The 17363-nt window shown below is 56.5% G+C and carries 21 protein-coding genes and 1 pseudogene; 10 read left to right on the top strand and 12 right to left on the bottom strand.

Going from position 1 to position 17363, the window contains the following annotated elements:
* Positions 1 to 51 precede the first annotated feature (51 nt).
* From nifB to N2601_RS30630, 5 genes are all read left to right on the top strand, one after another.
* Positions 52 to 1533: a nitrogenase cofactor biosynthesis protein NifB gene (gene nifB, locus N2601_RS30650; protein ID WP_260305759.1), complete on the top strand. Its 1482-nt coding sequence runs from the start codon at positions 52 to 54 to the stop codon at positions 1531 to 1533.
* A gap of 32 nt (positions 1534 to 1565) precedes the next feature.
* Positions 1566 to 1760 (top strand): 4Fe-4S binding protein, encoded by a 195-nt coding sequence (locus N2601_RS30645; RefSeq protein WP_004126027.1) that lies wholly within the window; start codon positions 1566 to 1568, stop codon positions 1758 to 1760.
* Positions 1761 to 1857: 97 nt separating this feature from the next.
* Positions 1858 to 2178, top strand: a complete 321-nt coding sequence (locus N2601_RS30640; RefSeq protein ID WP_260305757.1) for a nitrogen fixation protein NifZ — start codon at positions 1858 to 1860, stop codon at positions 2176 to 2178.
* Positions 2175 to 2387: a putative nitrogen fixation protein NifT gene (gene nifT, locus N2601_RS30635; RefSeq protein WP_260305756.1), complete on the top strand. Its 213-nt coding sequence runs from the start codon at positions 2175 to 2177 to the stop codon at positions 2385 to 2387. The genes N2601_RS30640 and nifT overlap by 4 nt, the downstream gene beginning before the upstream one ends.
* Positions 2388 to 2421: 34 nt before the next feature.
* On the top strand, positions 2422 to 3303 hold the full coding sequence (locus N2601_RS30630; protein WP_260305755.1) for an SIR2 family NAD-dependent protein deacylase: 882 nt from the start codon (positions 2422 to 2424) through the stop codon (positions 3301 to 3303).
* A 1044-nt stretch (positions 3304 to 4347) separates the two neighbouring features.
* On the opposite strand, the gene N2601_RS30625 is transcribed toward N2601_RS30630, so the two are convergent.
* Positions 4348 to 4530 (bottom strand): hypothetical protein, encoded by a 183-nt coding sequence (locus tag N2601_RS30625; protein ID WP_260305754.1) that lies wholly within the window; start codon positions 4528 to 4530, stop codon positions 4348 to 4350.
* 113 nt (positions 4531 to 4643) lie between these two features.
* On the bottom strand, positions 4644 to 4772 hold the full coding sequence (locus N2601_RS30620) for a hypothetical protein (RefSeq protein WP_260305753.1): 129 nt from the start codon (positions 4770 to 4772) through the stop codon (positions 4644 to 4646).
* A 289-nt stretch (positions 4773 to 5061) separates the two neighbouring features.
* Here N2601_RS30620 and N2601_RS30615 point away from each other — a divergent pair, with 289 nt between their 5' ends.
* The 5 genes from N2601_RS30615 (at position 5062) to N2601_RS30595 (ending at position 7128) form a co-directional block, all read left to right on the top strand.
* The gene (locus N2601_RS30615; protein WP_260305752.1) at positions 5062 to 5358 is read left to right on the top strand and encodes a hypothetical protein; all 297 of its coding nucleotides are present in this window, start codon (positions 5062 to 5064) and stop codon (positions 5356 to 5358) included.
* A gap of 51 nt (positions 5359 to 5409) precedes the next feature.
* The gene (locus tag N2601_RS30610; RefSeq protein ID WP_260305751.1) at positions 5410 to 5910 is read left to right on the top strand and encodes a hypothetical protein; all 501 of its coding nucleotides are present in this window, start codon (positions 5410 to 5412) and stop codon (positions 5908 to 5910) included.
* An 88-nt stretch (positions 5911 to 5998) separates the two neighbouring features.
* Entirely contained in the window at positions 5999 to 6232 is a 234-nt protein-coding gene (locus tag N2601_RS30605; RefSeq protein ID WP_260305750.1) for a hypothetical protein, read from the top strand.
* 108 nt (positions 6233 to 6340) lie between these two features.
* Positions 6341 to 6670 carry a hypothetical protein gene (locus tag N2601_RS30600; protein ID WP_260305749.1) on the top strand — a complete coding sequence of 110 codons (330 nt, stop codon included), beginning with the start codon at positions 6341 to 6343 and terminating at the stop codon, positions 6668 to 6670.
* Positions 6671 to 6921: 251 nt separating this feature from the next.
* Positions 6922 to 7128 carry a CsbD family protein gene (locus N2601_RS30595; protein WP_260305748.1) on the top strand — a complete coding sequence of 69 codons (207 nt, stop codon included), beginning with the start codon at positions 6922 to 6924 and terminating at the stop codon, positions 7126 to 7128.
* A gap of 283 nt (positions 7129 to 7411) precedes the next feature.
* Here the strand turns inward: N2601_RS30595 and N2601_RS30590 are convergent, their stop codons facing one another.
* The 10 genes and pseudogenes from N2601_RS30590 to nodU form a co-directional block, all read right to left on the bottom strand.
* Positions 7412 to 7615 (bottom strand): hypothetical protein, encoded by a 204-nt coding sequence (locus tag N2601_RS30590; RefSeq protein ID WP_260305747.1) that lies wholly within the window; start codon positions 7613 to 7615, stop codon positions 7412 to 7414.
* A gap of 2 nt (positions 7616 to 7617) precedes the next feature.
* Positions 7618 to 7791 (bottom strand): RNase H family protein, encoded by a 174-nt coding sequence (locus N2601_RS30585; protein ID WP_260305746.1) that lies wholly within the window; start codon positions 7789 to 7791, stop codon positions 7618 to 7620.
* A gap of 333 nt (positions 7792 to 8124) precedes the next feature.
* Positions 8125 to 8598: a hypothetical protein gene (locus tag N2601_RS34305; RefSeq protein ID WP_445945070.1), complete on the bottom strand. Its 474-nt coding sequence runs from the start codon at positions 8596 to 8598 to the stop codon at positions 8125 to 8127.
* 501 nt (positions 8599 to 9099) lie between these two features.
* Entirely contained in the window at positions 9100 to 10998 is a 1899-nt protein-coding gene (gene cysN, locus N2601_RS30575; RefSeq protein ID WP_260305745.1) for a sulfate adenylyltransferase subunit CysN, read from the bottom strand.
* Positions 10998 to 11897, bottom strand: a complete 900-nt coding sequence (gene cysD / locus N2601_RS30570; RefSeq protein ID WP_260305743.1) for a sulfate adenylyltransferase subunit CysD — start codon at positions 11895 to 11897, stop codon at positions 10998 to 11000. Before cysD ends, cysN begins: the two co-directional genes overlap by 1 nt.
* Before the next feature lie 5 nt (positions 11898 to 11902).
* The gene (locus N2601_RS30565; RefSeq protein WP_260305741.1) at positions 11903 to 12652 is read right to left on the bottom strand and encodes a sulfotransferase; all 750 of its coding nucleotides are present in this window, start codon (positions 12650 to 12652) and stop codon (positions 11903 to 11905) included.
* 174 nt (positions 12653 to 12826) lie between these two features.
* Positions 12827 to 13878: pseudogene (locus tag N2601_RS30560) on the bottom strand (NADP(H)-dependent aldo-keto reductase).
* A 32-nt stretch (positions 13879 to 13910) separates the two neighbouring features.
* Positions 13911 to 14696, bottom strand: a complete 786-nt coding sequence (locus N2601_RS30555; protein ID WP_260305740.1) for an ABC transporter permease — start codon at positions 14694 to 14696, stop codon at positions 13911 to 13913.
* A 3-nt stretch (positions 14697 to 14699) separates the two neighbouring features.
* A complete protein-coding gene (gene nodI / locus N2601_RS30550; protein WP_260305739.1) occupies positions 14700 to 15614 on the bottom strand; it encodes a nodulation factor ABC transporter ATP-binding protein NodI in 915 nt (304 codons plus the stop codon).
* Positions 15602 to 17329 carry a nodulation protein NodU gene (gene nodU, locus N2601_RS30545; protein WP_260305738.1) on the bottom strand — a complete coding sequence of 576 codons (1728 nt, stop codon included), beginning with the start codon at positions 17327 to 17329 and terminating at the stop codon, positions 15602 to 15604. The genes nodI and nodU overlap by 13 nt, the downstream gene beginning before the upstream one ends.
* Positions 17330 to 17363: the final 34 nt, after the last annotated feature.

Below are 17363 nucleotides of genomic sequence, written 5' to 3'. Positions count from 1 at the left end.
GCATAGGTGTTGCAGTTGAACTGCAATCTTCACCAGCAACGGAATTGCTAGATGACCGCATCGATGATTTCGCTTGATAGCTCGGCCAGCGCCAAAACGTCCGACAGTAGGCTGACTAATGCGAAGTCCGGCAGCTGCAAATCCTCATCCTGTGGCTCCGCCGCAAAGCCGGCTGATATGGATAAAGCAATATGGGAAAAGATAAAGGATCATCCCTGCTATTCGGAAGAAGCACACCACTATTTCGCGCGCATGCACGTCGCCGTCGCACCGGCTTGCAATATCCAGTGCAACTACTGCAATCGCAAATATGACTGCGCAAACGAAAGCCGGCCCGGTGTCGTCTCGGAAAAGCTGACGCCAGAGCAGGCACTGCGCAAAGTCATTTCGGTCGCCAACGAAGTGCCGCAGCTTTCGGTCGTCGGGATCGCCGGCCCGGGCGATGCCTGTTACGACTGGAAGAGAACGAAGGCGACCTTCGAAAAAGTTGTCGCGGAAATTCCCGACATCAAGCTGTGCATCTCAACCAATGGGCTAGCACTGCCAGATCATGTCGACGAGCTCGCAAGCATGAATGTCGATCACGTGACCATCACCATCAACATGGTCGACCCGCAAATCGGCGCAAGGATATACCCGTGGGTTTTTTACAATCACCGGCGCTACACCGGCATCGAAGCCGCCGAAATCCTGCACAAGCGACAGATGTTGGGTCTGGAAATGCTGGCGGCGCGGGGCATCCTCGTCAAGGTCAATTCGGTTATGATACCCGGCGTCAATGACGAGCACCTGATCGAGGTGAACCGATGGGTGAAAGAGCGCGGCGCATTCTTGCATAATGTGATGCCCCTGATTTCGGACCCAGCGCATGGCACTTACTATGGTCTGACCGGGCAACGGGCTCCGCAGGCAATCGAATTGAAGGTGCTTCAAGGTCGTCTCGAAAACGGCGCCAAGCTGATGCGCCATTGTCGGCAGTGCCGGGCCGACGCCGTCGGCCTGCTGGGCGAGGATCGTGGCAAGGAATTCACGCTCGACCACATTCCCGATGCAGCCTCCTACGACGACCGCAATCGCGCGGCATACCGCGAAGTAGTGGCGCGGGAGAGAGGCAATCACGCAGCAGCCAAGAGCGAGGCGATCGAAATGGTCAAAGCAGCCGGCCCTGACGGGTCGCTTCACTTTGCGGTAGCGACCAAGGGCGGCGGCCGCATAAACGAACATTTCGGCCATGCGAAAGAGTTCCAGATTTATGAAGCCTCTCCAAGAGGAATCGCCTTCGTGGGCCATCGCAAGGTCGAGCAATATTGCCGCGGCGGTTGGGGTGACGATGCTACACTCGACGGTGTGATCGTTGCGCTCGAAGGTATCGACATCGTGCTCTGCGCCAAGATCGGAGATTGTCCTAAAAAACGGCTGGCGGACGCCGGCATTCGAGCAATGGACTGTTATACCTATGAGTACATCGAAACAGCCATCAGCGTGGTTTATGCCGCCGAGTTTGGCGTTGACCCGCTGACAGGGACGGCATGAACTGTTTTATTTAACCTCCTCAGGAGTTGATAATGGCCTTCAAGATCATCGCATCCCAATGCACCCAGTGCGGAGCCTGCGAGTTCGAATGTCCGTCAGGTGCGATAGAACTGAAGGGCGAGAACTACGTGATCGATCCGAAGAAGTGCACAGAATGCGAGGGAGCTTTTGAGACCCAGCAATGCGCATCGGTATGTCCGGTACCGAAGACCTGCGTTCCAGCTTGATCGCCTGTTCGCTGGCAGCCGAAGGCAATATCTCCTCCAAAGGAGATTTTGACCTTCGAGGTTAAGCCGAGCAGTCTCAAGAAAGCGAGGCAGCACCGTGGGCCTAGGGCGCGAACAAGAAGTGGAAATCGGCTCTCCGCCGCGATTTCTACCGGGCGAGCGGGTTCGTGCCACGCGCCACATAAAGAATGACGGCACCTATCCGGGCAAAGACGTTGGCGAAAACCTGGTTCGGAAGGGCGATGAGGGTTATGTGCGCGACATCGGCACGTTTCTCCAGCAGTTCTATATCTATGCGGTCGAATGGGCGGATCGCGGCATCATCGTCGGCATGCGCGCGCGCGAACTGACGAGCCTCGACAAAGCCGCGGCAAGCATCGAAACGACTAGCAGCGCAAAGAAAGGAATAGCCCCGTGAAAGTTATGATCCGCAAAACCGGAACCGGCTTGTCGGCATATGTTTCCAAGAAGGATCTCGAAGAGCCGATCATTGCTATGGAGAATGAAAATCTATGGGGCGGCTGCGTGCTGCTTAGGAATGGGTGGCGGCTTGCCCTGCCCGATCTGCCGAAAGACACGCGCCTGCCCATTACGGTCGAAGCAAAAAAGATATCTGAGGAGGACTAAACGCTGCTAACGAACGACAAAAGGCGACGGCGGCATGACCGTGCTTCCTAAATCTGATCATCTTTTGATCTGCCGAGGCGATCGCGCCGAAAAGCAACTTCATTTGCTGAAAGAAGCGCTCGCCGCAGATGACATAATCCCATATCTCGGTCCCGGGCTGCTCCGGCAAAGTTCGGCCGCACCGCCTGTACCGGATGGTCCGGAAGCCGTCGCAGCAGCTCTTAACATACGGGCGACAGCGCCTTCCAGGATACGAAACAAGATGTGGTCGGTCGCACAGTTTATCGAGCAGCGTAGGCACCGTCGGACGCTTCAAGCCTGGATGGCGGAGATATTCGCCGCGTCCGTACCGCCAACCGCCCTCCATGCCCGACTTGCAACGCTGCCACTCTCCCTCATCATCGACAGCTGGTACGACGGGACGATGCGCGCGGCTCTCATCGCGAATGGCCGAACGGACGTGGTCGAGATACAAGGCGTCACCCGGGCAAATGAAAACCGCGACATTTGGACGAAAAGCTACGATTTGTCCGGAAAGGAACTCAGGCCCAGCCCGGCGCCAAAAACGGTGTTGTATACGCCTCATGGAAGCGTTCGGCCCGCCGCTAATTTTCTCGTGTCAGACGCCGACTATGTCGAAGTTCTGACAGAGATCGATATCCAAACGCCGATCCCCGAAATCGTCAAGGAACGGCGCGCCAATCGAGGTTTTCTCTTTCTGGGCTGCCGCTTCGACGACCAGATGTTGCGCATTTTCGCCCGCCAGATCATAAAGCGCTCCAACGGCCAACGCTTCGCTGTGATTGATGCCGCAACCATGACCAAGAACGAACGCCGCTTCTGCGCGGAATGCGCCATCAGCCTCATTGACCTGCCGATCGGCGAAGTTGCGGCGGCTCTTGTCAATCCGGCATAGCCGCAAGCGTGAACCAGGGAGCGCTTCAAAGCGGCACCGATCGCGCGCTCAAACTGAGAGCGAGTGACGAAGAGCGTGATTTATGGGCATGAGGGACTGCACCATCATTGTTGGGACGACCTCCAATCCTGACTGGCTGGCTCTGCCCGTTAAACCATCTAGGTTCACGGTTGGACACGAGGAATATTGCGAGCTGAGTGTCCGGTCAAAAGTGGGGGCAGTTCACCCTCCCACCCAGCGCTTGGCCCAATTGCGATAACGCTAACACAGATTTTTCCCCCGCGCGTGCGCGCAGCGCGCGAAAGAAAAACATTGAGAAATTTGGCTTTGTGGGAGGGATATTTTGCCGCTTTCTCAGCGGCTATCAACAAATGCGGAATCGGAAAAACAGGGCCGCCTGACGGGGGACGCGAGGCGGCCCAGTGCGGCTGCAGGGTGCAGCCACGTAGGCGGAAAGTCTCGCCTAACAATTAGACTTTATCATTCAACTGTTGAATTTCAATGGGCAATTTGAATTAATTAAATGGAAATTTGATTGGAATACGCAAATCACGACGTGCCTTGAATGGGCGTCATTGACGGCCTGACGCTTTCGGAAACCGGCGCGGCTGGATGCTGGCAGCAAGGGCGCCAAGGGCGATGCGCGCGCCAGAATATTCGACGGTTTCGAAACGGTTGACCGCTGTTGGCGCATCCAAGAGCGGAGAGCCGAATAGGGGTTCCCTATTATGAGATCCCAAGAGAGGCGCCGGCAGCGGCCTTTTGCATTTGGGGGAATCAGGAGACGAACGAATAGACGGCGTGCTGGCGAGGCCGAGGCATGGGCAGGATACTTCATGTCTAGCTGTGACTTTTTTCGACGAGCTAGCCGGCGTTAGCCTTACCGAAGAAACCGCCACGCCGTTGGCAGACAACTTGGCGCCGCATCGGCAATGAAGTAATGGACCACATCGACGAGCGGCACCGAGGCTTTTATCCGCCGCCACGCCCATGGGCAGAGGAACAGTTCGGGCTACCGGCCGGCCGCAGCAAGCGGCGGCGGCGCTAAGGGTTGGCGACCCATCTAAGTGAGTGCGGCCGTTTGGATTTGCCATGTTGCGGGCTTCTGGCAATCCTCGGCGTCTTGCTCACCTTGATCGCCTTTTCCGAAAGGGCCAGCGCCTCTTTCGCGAGATCCTCAAGCTTAGTGCGAATTTCGTTCATGTCCGTGAACGTTTGTTCGACCATTGCGCATCCCCCACAGAGAACCCGCTAAATTAGCCACAGCAAACGGACAAAATCAACATCCGTGCAACCGTCTTGGCCAGCCCCGCGCGTTAGGTCAAGCGGGGGCTTAAACGCTACACGAAGAACTTACAGCAAAGCGCAATGGCAAAAACCCCAAACGGCCATGCAATGACTAGCATGGCGCTGGCCCACTCCTGCTCGACGGGCGGCAGATTTTCTTTGTCGTTTACCGCTGATTTCATGGTCCCCTCCCACGATTAAGCTCAAATCCTATCAGGCATTTTAGCCTTGTCGCATCAAAGATGATGTCAGCGCGTCACACGGCCGGCATCTCCTAAATCACGTCCCCATCATTCCTCCTTTCAGTCCGCCTTGCGTGGGCTTTTATGGGTGCGGCGACGACATCGTTAGCGTCTGGAGGCCCGCGGTTTCGTTCACAGAGATCGTATCGACAATATCGAGTATTTTTGGATTACCGAACAAGTTCTCGAAGCATATAAGGCTACAGCCACATCCCTCGGAGACGCCCAAATGATCGACGAGACGAGAGAATACCTACTGGATCACCGCGGCAAGCTGTTGTTCCAGATCGAGCGGGCGAAGCACCACCTTACCGGTCTTGAAGCTGACGAGATCAAGATTATCAACAGCAGGGCGTGCCTGCCGCCGGCCGATATCGCCATTATCACCGGGGACTTGGCCGAGCACCTGAGTAGCGAGATCGAGGCGCTCTGTTGGGCGATCGACCACATTGACCATGAGCTGGAATATCTGGACGGCGATGAATTTGAGCCGTTCACAGGGCGCCACGCTCACACGCATAGTTGACTCGACTCTTAGATCATTCCCGATAATCATTGCGGCAATTGGGGGATTGCTATGCATCACGCCGTCGTCGTTGCCGCATTGTCGCTCATCATAGTCCCTTCTGCCTTTGCGGCCAGCGACAACGATCTGATGCTCTCGATAACCATGAGCAAAGGAAATCCACCGTCTTTTAACGGGATAACCAACCTGGTGGACGGCACATTGATCTCATTCACAGTCAGGGGTGATTTGCCAGGTTGCATCCAGCGATGTGGCTACGAGGGCGATGCCAGGACGGAAGGTGGCCGGTTTCATGTGGAGATCATTTCTGATCGACACCTTGAAGACGATAGCTATACCATTGATGTGGTCACAACTGATCAAAGTCGTCGCCTCAAGTTTCCGACATTAGACCCGACCGACAACAACCATATGATTAGATGGACAGCTCGCCTCAAGGTCGACGCTGACGGGTCCAAGATTGTGCCCGGAACGGCTCGGCTTCTTCCATTCTTATACGACGCCAAATACCTGAGAGATGAATTCGATCACGGACATCAACCAACCCAATGAACCCGCGCGCCATATTAGCGCCACCGCAACGCCGCGTCGTCAGGAACCTTTGCTGCAGCTAAAGGTTAAGTCTCAAAGGAGTATTCCGATGAGCAACGATTTGAACAGGCCGACCCCTAACCCAGATCTCAGAACGACGCCTACACGTCCGCAGCCCTGGATGCCATGGGTCGCCATACTTGCTGTTATTCTGGTCGCAGCTCTCGCCTGGTCTTTCTGGCCGCACGCCAGCACGACAAATCCTAACACCCCAGCCCAGACGACGACAACACAGCCGCCGACCACCACCACGCCGCCTGCGACAGCGCCCGCTCAGCAGTAAACTGGCGGCGCCGAGAAGATGCTCAAAGAAATGATGCCCTAAGTTGCGAGAACGTTGCCTGGAGTGTAAACGTGCATTGTATACTCGTGCACGATCGGAGAGCATCGGATGGTTTCGGATTCTCCCGAGATAGGGTCACCGGTATCCAGCCCGGCAGAGCGGCATGATGAGGATGGTTCGACGTTTTCCCAATATATTCGAAACCATGAGGCAATCTTAGGTCTGCGTGACCTAGAGATTTGTGAGCTTATTTTCGAGCAGATTTTCTCAAGATTGAACCTAATGAAAGATGTAAATGAAGCCCAGCGACTGGCACCAATCGTTGTCACTCTTTATAAGCAAGGCATTCATGACGAACGCCACCTCGCCAGACTTGCTGGTGCATGGCCGCTTTTAGCGAACCCCTTCTTGGTAAAATACTTTGCCATTGATCCGTAGCCGGGCTCGATTGGGCAAGAAGCCCTTGATTATGAAATTTCCAGATAGTGAAGCGATAGGAAGCATTGGCAGAATCTATAGCTCAGGGCTTGATTCGACTTCTCCGTGCTTGAAATAAAGCGGAGGCCTAACCCCAGCTTCCCAGCGCTCGCTTTGCCCAGCTTCGCGCGGGGGCCCCTCCAACTATGTGGCGAACCAAAATAGCCGATCTACGTTACCGCTGCAGGGACAACCCTTACGAGGAGAACATCATGGATTGGAATAGAGTTGAAGGAAATTGGAAGCAGATCAAGGGCAAGGTGAAAGAGCAGTGGGGACAGCTCACGGATGACGACCTTGATCTAATCGACGGACGCCGAGATCAGCTCGAAGGCAAGATCCAGGAACGCTACGGCTTGGAAAAAGATCGGGCGCGGCGCGACATCGACGATTGGTACAATCGACAGACCTGGGAGTAACAGGCCGCGTCGTACCATCGGACTGCATGACAACGGTATTTCGTACAGCAATGCCCAAGCACACCCACAAAAAGCCCCTATCCGAATAGGGATAGGGGCAGAGTTTCCATGAAGTGCTCGTTTCAATTACGGTCGTGGGCACGGCCGACTGTTGAATTAGAACATGGTAATGTCATCAATGATATACGCCCTTTGAGGAGGCACTCCTCGACAAATTTCCTTGTATAATCGACCGTATTGTAGATCGGCGGTGACCTGCCACTCTGCGGTTATGACAACAAACTTAAGACTTGTCGGTTTGCCTGCGTTGGGCGGCTTCATCCTCGCGGGTTCTGGCGCCACCGGTCTTGATGATGTCCTCGCGCCGACGGGCGAAGTTTTCCGCGGCGGAATGGAGGTATTGCGGCATGCTGCTTCCGAATGCCTTCGGCCCGACCCTCACGGGCTGTGCGATATCCGTCTCCATCGCCTCGATGAGGCGCTCCAAAATCATCTCTTCCAGGAATTACGCCATTCGTTGCATCCCTTCACGACGTACATGGCGTCACACAAGATCGTTGCCGGCTCGTCCTTCTTGAAACGATCGATGATCCATTGGATAGCGTGCAGCATGCCGGTAAGCTCGATGACATTGTTCGCGGTCTCACCGAAGCCTGCGGACAATGCAGCGCTTTCCCGGCCGTCCTTGTAGACGACGACCTAACCGCCGCTTCCAGGATTCGGTTTGCAGGCGCCATCACAGAAAACATAGTAGCCCGAATGGTATTCGCACGGGCTATTAAGTTCTGCCTGGCGACTCTAGCTACGGGGAGCCCTGGGCGCTTTGCGGTGGACCGAGCATGGCGGGCGGATGATGAATTTCTGCGCTCGTCGTTCTTGCGGAACCGACTGCCGCCTTCTGGATCATGAACTATGTCGACGCCATGTCGGACCCCTGCGAACGGAACTTGACGCGGCTGCCAATCAACTGTTGCGGCCATGAAAGCCGCCTCTCGATCAGTCTTGAAAGCCTGACGTCGGCGCCAAAGCCTCGCAGATAGTCGCGTAGCGGACAAAAAGAGATTCTGGAAACACGTTGGCGATAAGCGAACCCTGCACGTGCGAGGGGTACCCGAACGCGAATACAGGATATTTCGAAGATGAGCATCGCGCCGCCCTCATTGGAACCAAGCATCTGATCGCCAGTTTTGATTGCGGAGGAATGATGCCATGACCAGACAATGGTGGGATAAAGCTCTGATGCTGGAAACGAGACATGCCGGCAGAGCGGTCGCGATCAACAGCGCCGAGCGCGCTGCCGATTTCCTGCTCAACGAATGGCCGGCAGAGAATACCGGCGAAGCCTATGAAGACGCCAAGAGAGCGGTTCTTGCAGCGCATGAGGGCAGAATAACTGCCGAAGAAGTGCGAGAGGCGATCATTAAGGCGGCCCGAGAAGATGGGGTCTTTGTGTACGGCCGGTGAGGTCATGCCTGCCTCCCGAATATATGTGGGAGGCAGCGATGGGTTTTTCTTCAGCGTCTTCGCGTTTTCCCCTCTTCGCGCGCTGCGAACTTATCAACGCGCCGATACATCTCCTTTTCGATCGTCTTGCCGGTATCGGCTCGTATGGCAAAGAACCGATCGCGTAAGGCGAGCGCATCAGCTTCCGACTGCAATCAGCGATGACGTAAGATCGGGGAAGCCTCTCGCCTTCCTCCACCTACCGGCAGAAGCCAAACGCAACGAAGGTTTTTGGCTTAACCTTCTGGACCGGACGAAGAAGATTCCCTCGCTGCGATGAGTGTCCATCCAGTGCTTGAAGGCGTATCCCTCGGCTGCGGTCATCTGGTCCGTAAGGCTGATGAAACGCCAGCCCCCGCTGGCCTGGCCGGATACTCTTCTCAGCGAAGCAACTGCAGGAGATTTTCGGCCCTTCACTGTTGACAGGCTCTCAGTTCCTAAAATTCCTGTCTGCACTGGGCCAGTGCGCTATTTCTCCTCCATTCGGATTCGAAGGAACTCTTCTATCTGAAGCGCTAACATCGCCGGCTCCTGGCTCATGGTTTTGAGATGAAGTTCCGGGTTCTCCGGCGCCTCATATGGAGACGAGACACCGGTGAAATTGGCAATGTTTCCGGCAAAGGCCTTCTTGTAAAGCCCTTTCGGATCGCGGCGCGCGCATTCCTCCAAGGGCGTATCGACGAAGATTTCGATGAACTCGCCTTCGCCCATGAGCTCGCGCGCCATACGCCGCTCGTCGCGGAAGGGCGAGATGAAGGAGCAAATTACGATCAGCCCTGCGTCCGCCATCAACTTGGCGACCTCAGCGACGCGGCGTATGTTCTCGACCCGATCAGCCGCGGTAAAGCCAAGGTCACGATTAAGCCCGTGGCGTACGTTATCTCCGTCCAAGAGATAGGTATGCTTGCCGTAAGTATGCAGAAGCGCTTCGAGCGCATTGGCAATCGTCGACTTGCCCGAACCCGACAGACCGGTGAGCCAAAGGACAGCGGGCTTTTGGTTCTTGAGCGCCGACCGCGCGGACTTGTCGACGTCGAGTGCTTGCCAGTGAACGTTGTCGGCACGACGAAGCGGGAAATCAATCATGCCGGCACCGACGGTCGCGCTGCTAACTCTATCGACGATAATGAAATTGCCGGTTGACCTATTTTCCTTGTAGGCGTCAAAGACGATCGGTCGTTGCGTCATGATGTTGCAGACGCCCACCTCGTTCATGTCAAGCAGTTTGGCTGGTTCGCGAACGAAGCTGTCGACGTTCAGTTGGTGCTTGAGCGCAGTCACCGTGGCGCTGATACTGTCCGTCTCCGTCCGCAAGAGATAGCTTCGTCCCGGGAGCATTGGATTGGCATCGAACCAAATGAGATGCGCCTGGAATTGGTCCGAGACAAAAGGCCTTGAGGCGAGGTCAACCAGCATGTCGCCTCTGGAGACATCTAACTCGTCGGCAAGAACCAAGGTTACCGGTTCCCCTTCTGCGGCAGATATCTGGTTGCCGTCAGGGGCAATGATCGCCCTGACCGACGATCGCAGCCCTGATTTTGCAACGATCACCGGATCGCCGACCGCAATTTTTCCGGATGCGATCCGGCCCGCGTAGCCGCGAAAATCCGCATTCGGCCGCATGACGAGCTGAACCGGCAAACGAAAGGGTTTTTGCCTGTCAGATGCGTCGAGTTCCACCGTTTCCAGATATTCAAGGAGCGCCGGGCCTTGATACCAGGGTAATTTCCCGGATCTGGAAACAACATTGTCGCCGAAGCGCGCGGACATCGGAATAGCCTTTACGCTGGCAAAACCGAGCTTTTCCGAGAAGCTCACGTATTCGGCCACAATAGCATCAAATATCGGCCTGCTGAAATCGACGAGGTCAATTTTGTTCACCGCCAGCACGACGTGGCGGATGCCGAGAAGCGAGGCGAGATAGGAATGCCTGCGTGTTTGCTGGAGTATGCCTTGACGGCCGTCGACCAGGATGACGGCAAGGTCGGCAGTCGACGCGCCCGTTACCATGTTGCGGGTATATTCGAGGTGGCCTGGCGTATCGGCAACGATGAACTTGCGCTTCGACGTTGAGAAATAGCGATAAGCTACATCTATGGTGATGCCCTGCTCGCGCTCCGCCTCAAGGCCGTCGAGCAGCAAAGAGAAATCGATTTCCTCGCCATTGCCGCCGCGGATGCCGCCGTGGCGAAGGTCTGCCAATTGGTCTTCGAAGACCAGTTGCGCATCGCAGAGCAGTCGACCGATCAGGGTCGATTTGCCGTCATCGACAGAGCCGCAGGTAATGAATCGAAGAAGCGGTGCTTTGTCCTCTTGGACCAGATGCTCTTCCATGTCATGCGGCGATATCGAAAAAGGATATGTCATCAGAAGTACCCTTCTCGCTTCTTCTTCTCCATTGCACCGGCCTCGTCGAGATCGATCAGCCGGCTCTGTCTCTCGGAGGTGCGTGCCTCCACGATCTCGCGCAGGATTTCCGGTACCGTATCCGCACTGGATTCGATCGCGCCCGTCAAAGGGTAGCAGCCGAGCGTACGGAAACGGATCATGCGTTGCGTGACCGTTTCGTCGGGCTCAAGCGGCATGCGCTCGTCATCGACCATGATCATCGTCGCACCGCGGCGCACGACGGGCCGCGGCGCCGCAAAATAGAGTGGCACGACGGGAATGTTTTCCTTTTGGATGTATTGCCACACGTCAAGCTCGGTCCAGTTGGAAAGCGGAAAGACGCGCATCGTTTCGCCCGCGCTGACACGCGTGTTGTAGGTTCTCCACATCTCCGGACGCTGGCGTTTCGGATCCCAAGCATGCTGGGCGTTGCGAATGGAAAAGATCCGCTCTTTGGCTCGCGATTTCTCCTCGTCGCGGCGGGCGCCTGCGAGCGCAGCATCGAAACCGTATTTGTCCAACGCCTGGCGCAGCGCCAGGGTTTTCATCATGTGCGTGTGCACGTTGGAACCGTCTCGAAAGGGGCTGATACCCTGATCGATGCCATCCTGATTGACGTGGACAATCAATTTCAGGTCCATTTCCCGCATCATGCGATCGCGGAAGTCGATCATCTCCCGAAACTTCCACAGGGTGTCCACATGAAGAAAGGGAAAGGGTGGTTTTCCCGGGAAGAACGCCTTCATTGCGAGATGCAATAAGACGGAGGAGTCCTTTCCGATGGAATAGAGCACAACCGGATTGGAAAAGGTCGCAGCGACTTCCCGAATGATGTGGATGGCTTCGGATTCGAGGTATCGCAGATTGTCGAAAGACATCTTATTTATCCTTGCGGAGCCGACGCGTCGTCAAGCTCGAAGAACTTCGCGTAAGGCCCGCCTGCAAAGTGCCGCCATAGCTCGTCAAAATTCCGCAGCGAGCGAGCGAGCGAGCGTGTTTCCTGCCGTTGAATGGTGGTGCGATTGGAAGACGGATGCGCGGGAGCTCCGAGGAAGGCCAAAACGGCTGCCAGGCATGCGCTCGGTTTAAGAAGAAGATCCTGGTATTCGATCATCAGCAGTTTGCTCGGATCGAACGCGGCCTTGACCCGTGCATGGAAATCGTCGGCAGCTTTGAAATAGGCTTCGCATTCGTTCACCGTCAGCGAGATGCTTGGGGGCTCATTACTGTCCGCGCTAAATTTCAGCCACTGACCCGTTTGCCTTGCCTGCACGAGCGATCGCAGGGATTCCAGTGTGTTGCGAGTAAGCAAAATGACCTTGAGGCCTTGCCAGCGAGCCAATTCGTCGAAAAAGCCTGGACGGTCATAAAATTGAGGCTCGTTGATCTTACAGCCGACGTGTGTGACCTTCTTTCCGCTCGGTGGATAGCGCATATAGGCGAGCTCGAGAAGCTCGCGATCGCTGTGCCGCAGACGATCCTTATCGGGCCAATTTTCGTCATAGCTGTTGAGCAACTCACCGTTGCTCAAGACATTTGGATGGTCGTTCAGCAACGCTTCGAGATAGTGCGTCCCTGTTCGCGGCATCGCAAGGATTACAAATGGCTCGGGCGACGGTCGGGAATGGATCATTGCGCATGTTTCCAACTGTTATTGATCACAAAGGTATGGATGGCCGCCTGCACAAGAACTCCGCGGTTGCGCTGACGAGCGTAAGAGCCCTCCGGCTGGCTCTTTGAAGCAGTTCTTCAAATCGGACCGAGGGCCGGAGGTTGCGCGATTGGACTAAAAAACCGACCAGGCGCATCATGGTGCCGGCGACCCGTAACGCTGGTAGATCGACTGGATTCTATCCAGAATCTCGCGTGATAGCGTGACTTCGGCAGCGGCGAAGTTGTGCGTCAATTGTGTCAGGGAAGTCGCGCCCACGAGGGTGCTTGCAACGAAGGGCCGGCTCATGACGAAAGACAAGGCGCCATGCACTGGGTCGATGCCATGTTCTCGAAATAGCGTTGTATATGCGAGAGCCGCATGCTGCGCTCTTTCGTTGCTGTAGCGAAAGAACCGTCCGAACAAGTTCAGCCGCGAGCCGCTTGGCCGCTGACCACCCAGGTACTTGCCAGTGAGGGTGCCCATAGCAAGGGGCGAATAGACGAGGAGCCCTACCCCTTCGCGCACAGCCATTTCTGCAAGGCCGTTCTCGAACTCGAGGTTGATAAGATTGTAGGGGTTCTGGATACTTGTCACGCGAGCCAGTCCGTGCATTTCGCAAGATGCAGAAAGCTAGCAAGCCCCCACGGCGTTTCATTGGAGAGCCCGACGTGGCGAATCCGGCCGCTTTTGACGAGCGCATCCAGGGCCTCCAGCGTCTCCAGGATAGAGATCGTGTCGTGATCGAGCTCATATTGATAGTCGAGCAATTGAAAGACGTTTGTGCTGCGGTCTGGCCAGTGCAGCTGAAACAGATCGATATGATCCGTCTGCAGCCTTTGAAGGCTGGCATCGACTGCTTCGAAAAGGTTTGCGCGCGTATAGCTGACGCGGCCGTCCCGGACATAGGGAAGGTTTGCTTTGCCTGGACGGACGGGACCGACCGCTTTGGTCGAGAGCACGACGTCCTGCCTGCGGCCGGTTTTGCGCAGCCAACTGCCGATATAGCGCTCCGAAAGACCGTATGTCGCAACACGCGGTGGTACAGGATACATCTCCGCAGTGTCGACAAAGTTTACGCCTGCATCGAGAGCCGCCTCGAGTTGCGCGTGTGCCTCGGCTTCCGTGTTCTGCTCTCCCCAGCTCATCGTACCCAAGCCGAGCGCGCTTACTTTCAGGCCGCTGCGGCCGAGTTCGCGATACTGCATTTCATAACTCCTTTTCGTAAACGGTCACGGCTTCAGGGCATCAGACGGCGCCGCAGAAGCGTTGCCGAAAGGAAGAACGGCAATGCCGCGTAGAGGCAAAGCGCACCGACATGCAGGCCGACGCTTTCCGCCGGCCGGCCGAGCATTGCTGGACGAATGAGGTCGATCGCATGTGCAAGCGGCAGGAAGTGCGCCATTTCCTGAAATCCGCTCGGCAGCTGTGCGACCGGAAAGACCGCGCCGCATAGAAACAACATGGGTGTGAGGACGAGCGTCTGGTAGAAAATGAAATAGTCGTAGCTGGGTGCAAGTGCCACGACCACCATCGCCACGCTCGCGAATGCAAACCCGGTTAGCGCAATAACGGGCAGCACGCAGGGGATCGACGTCCAGGCCGCATAGCCGAGCATAGTGGCGACGATCAAAATTCCCGTACCGGCCAGAAACGCCTTGGTGGCCGCCCATGCCAATTCGCCGAGGACGACATCGCCGAGCGTCAGTTGTGTGTATAGGATTGCTTCCCAGCGGTGAGATTGCATGCGAGCGAAAGCTGCATAAATCGTTTCGAAGGTAGCAGATGTCATGGAACTTGCCGCAACCATGCCGCCCGTCAGAAACGCGATATATGGAGCTCCGTCCACGCGACCGACCATTACTCCGAGGCCGAAGCCGAGACCGAACAGGTAGATCATGGGATCGGCGAGATTGCCGAGTATCGACGCAAGCGCAACCTTCTTCCATGCCAGATAGTTGCGGCGCCACACCGCAATCCAGTTCCAAGCGTTAGCCGGCAGCGTTGTCGCATAACCTTCACCCATCGTTCATTTCTCCATCTCGCGCCCGGTCAGCCGCAAAAAAACATCCTCCAGGTTCGGTGGTCGCTGCAAAAGACGCAGGCCCGTTCGCCCGCGCAGTTGCGCCAACACCGGCTCCGGATCGGACGCATAACAAAAAAGCGTCTCGCCGCTCACCTCGAACCGTTGCGCATATGGCCGGATCGCTGAATGCAGTTCATGCGGATTGCCGCCGTATATTTCGATTACCTGGCAGCCGATCTGCTCGTCGACAAGCGCATGCGGGCGACCCTCGGCAATGATGCGTCCCTTCTCGATGACGCATAGGCGGTCGCACAAGCGCTCAGCTTCTTCCATGAAGTGGGTCGTCAAGATAATTGTCTTGCCGCGCGCCAGAAGGGCCCGCAGACGCTCCCAGATCAAGTGGCGCGCATGCGGATCAAGGCCCGTCGTCGGCTCATCCATGACAAGCAGCTGCGGGTCGTTGATCAGCGCTCGTGCCAGTGTCAGGCGGCGCTTCATGCCGCCGGACAGCTCGGAAACGCGTGCATGTGCCTTGCTCTCGAGGCGCGCGAACTCGAGCAGTGACGGGATAACCTTGTCGACCTCGCGTGTGCTCATGCCGAAATAGCGTCCGAACACGACGAGATTTTCGCGTACAGTGAATTCGGCGTCGAGGTTGTCGAACTGAGGGACGACGCCGATGCGCCTGCGTGCCAAGCGGGCGCGCGCCGGCACCGGTATACCGAGCACGCTGATCTTGCCGGAGTCAGGAAGCGTCATACCGAGGACCATGCGCGCAATAGTGCTTTTTCCCGCGCCGTTCGGCCCGAGCAGGCCAAAGCACTCTCCCGCTCCAACGGAAAACGACAGCCCGTCGACGACAGTCCTTCCGTCGTATGACTTGGTGACGCCGGCAAGTTCGATTGCTACCGCGGACATGTGCTCATCTTCATGTTGGCTGCAACGCCAATTGGCGCCAATTCAGAGACCCACTCCTTGGTGAAGAGCACGCCGTTGCACCATACATGTTCGATGCGTCCCCATTCGCAGGCTGCGGCAGCATCCGGGAAGAAGCCCCGTCCATGGAGGTTGGCGCTCGTGTTGCAAAGCAGCGGGATGCCTGTAAGTTTTTCATACTCGATGAGGAGTTCGGTGACTGCGTGTTCAGAACTCCTGGAAATGGTTTGCAAACGTGCAGATCCGTCGAGATGGACGACAGCGGGAATTTTGTCCTTCCACTGCGGGCGCGTCTGGTGGTCGAAGAGCATGTAAGGGTCGGGCGTTCCGGGACTGAATATCTCCGGCGCACGGTCTTCGAGGCATATTGGCGCCACCGGCCGGAAGTGTTCGCGAAATTTGACTTCGTTGAGATAGTCTTTCATTTGCGGCGAGGTCGCGGCTGCGAGAATGCTTCTGCCTCCGAGCGCCCGTGGTCCGAGCTCGGCGCGCCCGGCAAGAAAGACAACGGGCTTATTGCTGGCGAGGATGGTTGCGACTTCTGATATGCTGCACGGGGCAGCCTCCCATCCGGGCGGCGCATCGCCATTTTTCAAAGCCGGGCCGCTGTAGACCGACCACTCCAGCGGCACGAAGCCTTCATGCGCCGCCATGGCGCTGCAGGCAGCACCGATTGCAGAACCACTGTCGTTCGGAAATGGCGGCACCCAGACGGCATCGAACAGGCCTGTCGCACGCAGTGCACTATTCCATTTGATGTTGAGACCACAACCGCCGGCTATGCATAAGTTTTGCGGCCCGGGCAAAGAGTGGCGCTGCATGGCAAGCGCCATTTCGCCGACTAAGAGAAGCTCCAAGAAGGAATGGAATGATGCAAGCACATTTTCGGGCGCCTTATCCTCCAATCGGACCACGCTGGCATCGAAGAAATCATGCACGGCTATAAGGGACGATTCAGCGTCGTTGATGTTTGCGCGATAGCGACAGGCTCGCTCGGTATCGCCTGAAAAGTGCTCCTCGTAGAGCTCTTCGAACACCGCGACGATGTCTTCATCAATCGAACCAAGCGCGATATAGGCCATCAGCTTGCCGGCGACACCGAGGTCCCAGCCCGCGCGGCTTGGCTGCTTATATGGCCCGAAGTAATGACCCGCGGCCGCGTAAGCTTGCCCTATCATCGGGAATAAGGACTCGAGGAATCGGGCCCTATCGCCATCGACGTAATAGAGACGCGGGAAGATGCAGCCATCCCACACCAGGCAGAAAGCGGGTTCGCCAGCCTTGGCGAAGGGACTGGTGCAGTATGCGGAGGCCACATGGCCGGTCACATGCGGATAGCTCTTATAAGAAAAAGCCCGGTCGTCGAGAATGAGGCCGGAGCCGTCGAGCGAATCGAGAAGACCGTCGGGGTGGAGTTCAACGTACGGCGCCCCCTTGAGAGTGACAGGAGCCGCGCCGCTGAGGACCTGGAAACGCGATTCGACCTCACCATCCCATCCGTCGATGACGAATTGATCGACATCGCTTGGATTGAGGCCGTGTTCCGCCAACGCGGTGACAATTGCGTCGAGATTGTCGATTGTTTGGTATCGGCGATTGTTGTCTTGCTTCTCCTGCTCAATGCAGAAGATTAGCCGTCCGTCCTCGATAAGGGCGACCGCCCCGTCATGGGTCAGCTTTATACCACAGATGCGCATAGTGTCTCCATGTCTAAGCTCGAAACTTCGATTG

The sequence above is a fragment of the Rhizobium sp. CB3060 genome, from assembly GCF_025200735.1.
Lineage (GTDB): Bacteria > Pseudomonadota > Alphaproteobacteria > Rhizobiales > Rhizobiaceae > Rhizobium.
This window is presented reverse-complemented; position numbering and strand designations above follow the sequence as displayed.

What these genes read in the sequence shown, in the direction of transcription:
- nodI (WP_260305739.1), bottom strand. Translation starts at nt 15,614, where the DNA reads ATGTCCGCGGTAGCAATCGAACTTGCCGGCGTCACCAAGTCATACGAC.
- N2601_RS30600 (WP_260305749.1), top strand. Translation starts at nt 6,341, where the DNA reads ATGGTTTCGGATTCTCCCGAGATAGGGTCACCGGTATCCAGCCCGGCA.
- N2601_RS30565 (WP_260305741.1), bottom strand. Translation starts at nt 12,652, where the DNA reads ATGATCCATTCCCGACCGTCGCCCGAGCCATTTGTAATCCTTGCGATG.
- N2601_RS30555 (WP_260305740.1), bottom strand. Translation starts at nt 14,696, where the DNA reads ATGGGTGAAGGTTATGCGACAACGCTGCCGGCTAACGCTTGGAACTGG.
- cysN (WP_260305745.1), bottom strand. Translation starts at nt 10,998, where the DNA reads ATGACATATCCTTTTTCGATATCGCCGCATGACATGGAAGAGCATCTG.
- cysD (WP_260305743.1), bottom strand. Translation starts at nt 11,897, where the DNA reads ATGTCTTTCGACAATCTGCGATACCTCGAATCCGAAGCCATCCACATC.
- N2601_RS30620 (WP_260305753.1), bottom strand. Translation starts at nt 4,772, where the DNA reads ATGAAATCAGCGGTAAACGACAAAGAAAATCTGCCGCCCGTCGAGCAG.
- N2601_RS30630 (WP_260305755.1), top strand. Translation starts at nt 2,422, where the DNA reads ATGACCGTGCTTCCTAAATCTGATCATCTTTTGATCTGCCGAGGCGAT.
- N2601_RS30610 (WP_260305751.1), top strand. Translation starts at nt 5,410, where the DNA reads ATGCATCACGCCGTCGTCGTTGCCGCATTGTCGCTCATCATAGTCCCT.
- N2601_RS30595 (WP_260305748.1), top strand. Translation starts at nt 6,922, where the DNA reads ATGGATTGGAATAGAGTTGAAGGAAATTGGAAGCAGATCAAGGGCAAG.
- N2601_RS34305 (WP_445945070.1), bottom strand. Translation starts at nt 8,598, where the DNA reads ATGACCTCACCGGCCGTACACAAAGACCCCATCTTCTCGGGCCGCCTT.
- N2601_RS30615 (WP_260305752.1), top strand. Translation starts at nt 5,062, where the DNA reads ATGATCGACGAGACGAGAGAATACCTACTGGATCACCGCGGCAAGCTG.
- nodU (WP_260305738.1), bottom strand. Translation starts at nt 17,329, where the DNA reads ATGCGCATCTGTGGTATAAAGCTGACCCATGACGGGGCGGTCGCCCTT.
- N2601_RS30625 (WP_260305754.1), bottom strand. Translation starts at nt 4,530, where the DNA reads ATGGTCGAACAAACGTTCACGGACATGAACGAAATTCGCACTAAGCTT.
- N2601_RS30605 (WP_260305750.1), top strand. Translation starts at nt 5,999, where the DNA reads ATGAGCAACGATTTGAACAGGCCGACCCCTAACCCAGATCTCAGAACG.
- nifB (WP_260305759.1), top strand. Translation starts at nt 52, where the DNA reads ATGACCGCATCGATGATTTCGCTTGATAGCTCGGCCAGCGCCAAAACG.
- N2601_RS30645 (WP_004126027.1), top strand. Translation starts at nt 1,566, where the DNA reads ATGGCCTTCAAGATCATCGCATCCCAATGCACCCAGTGCGGAGCCTGC.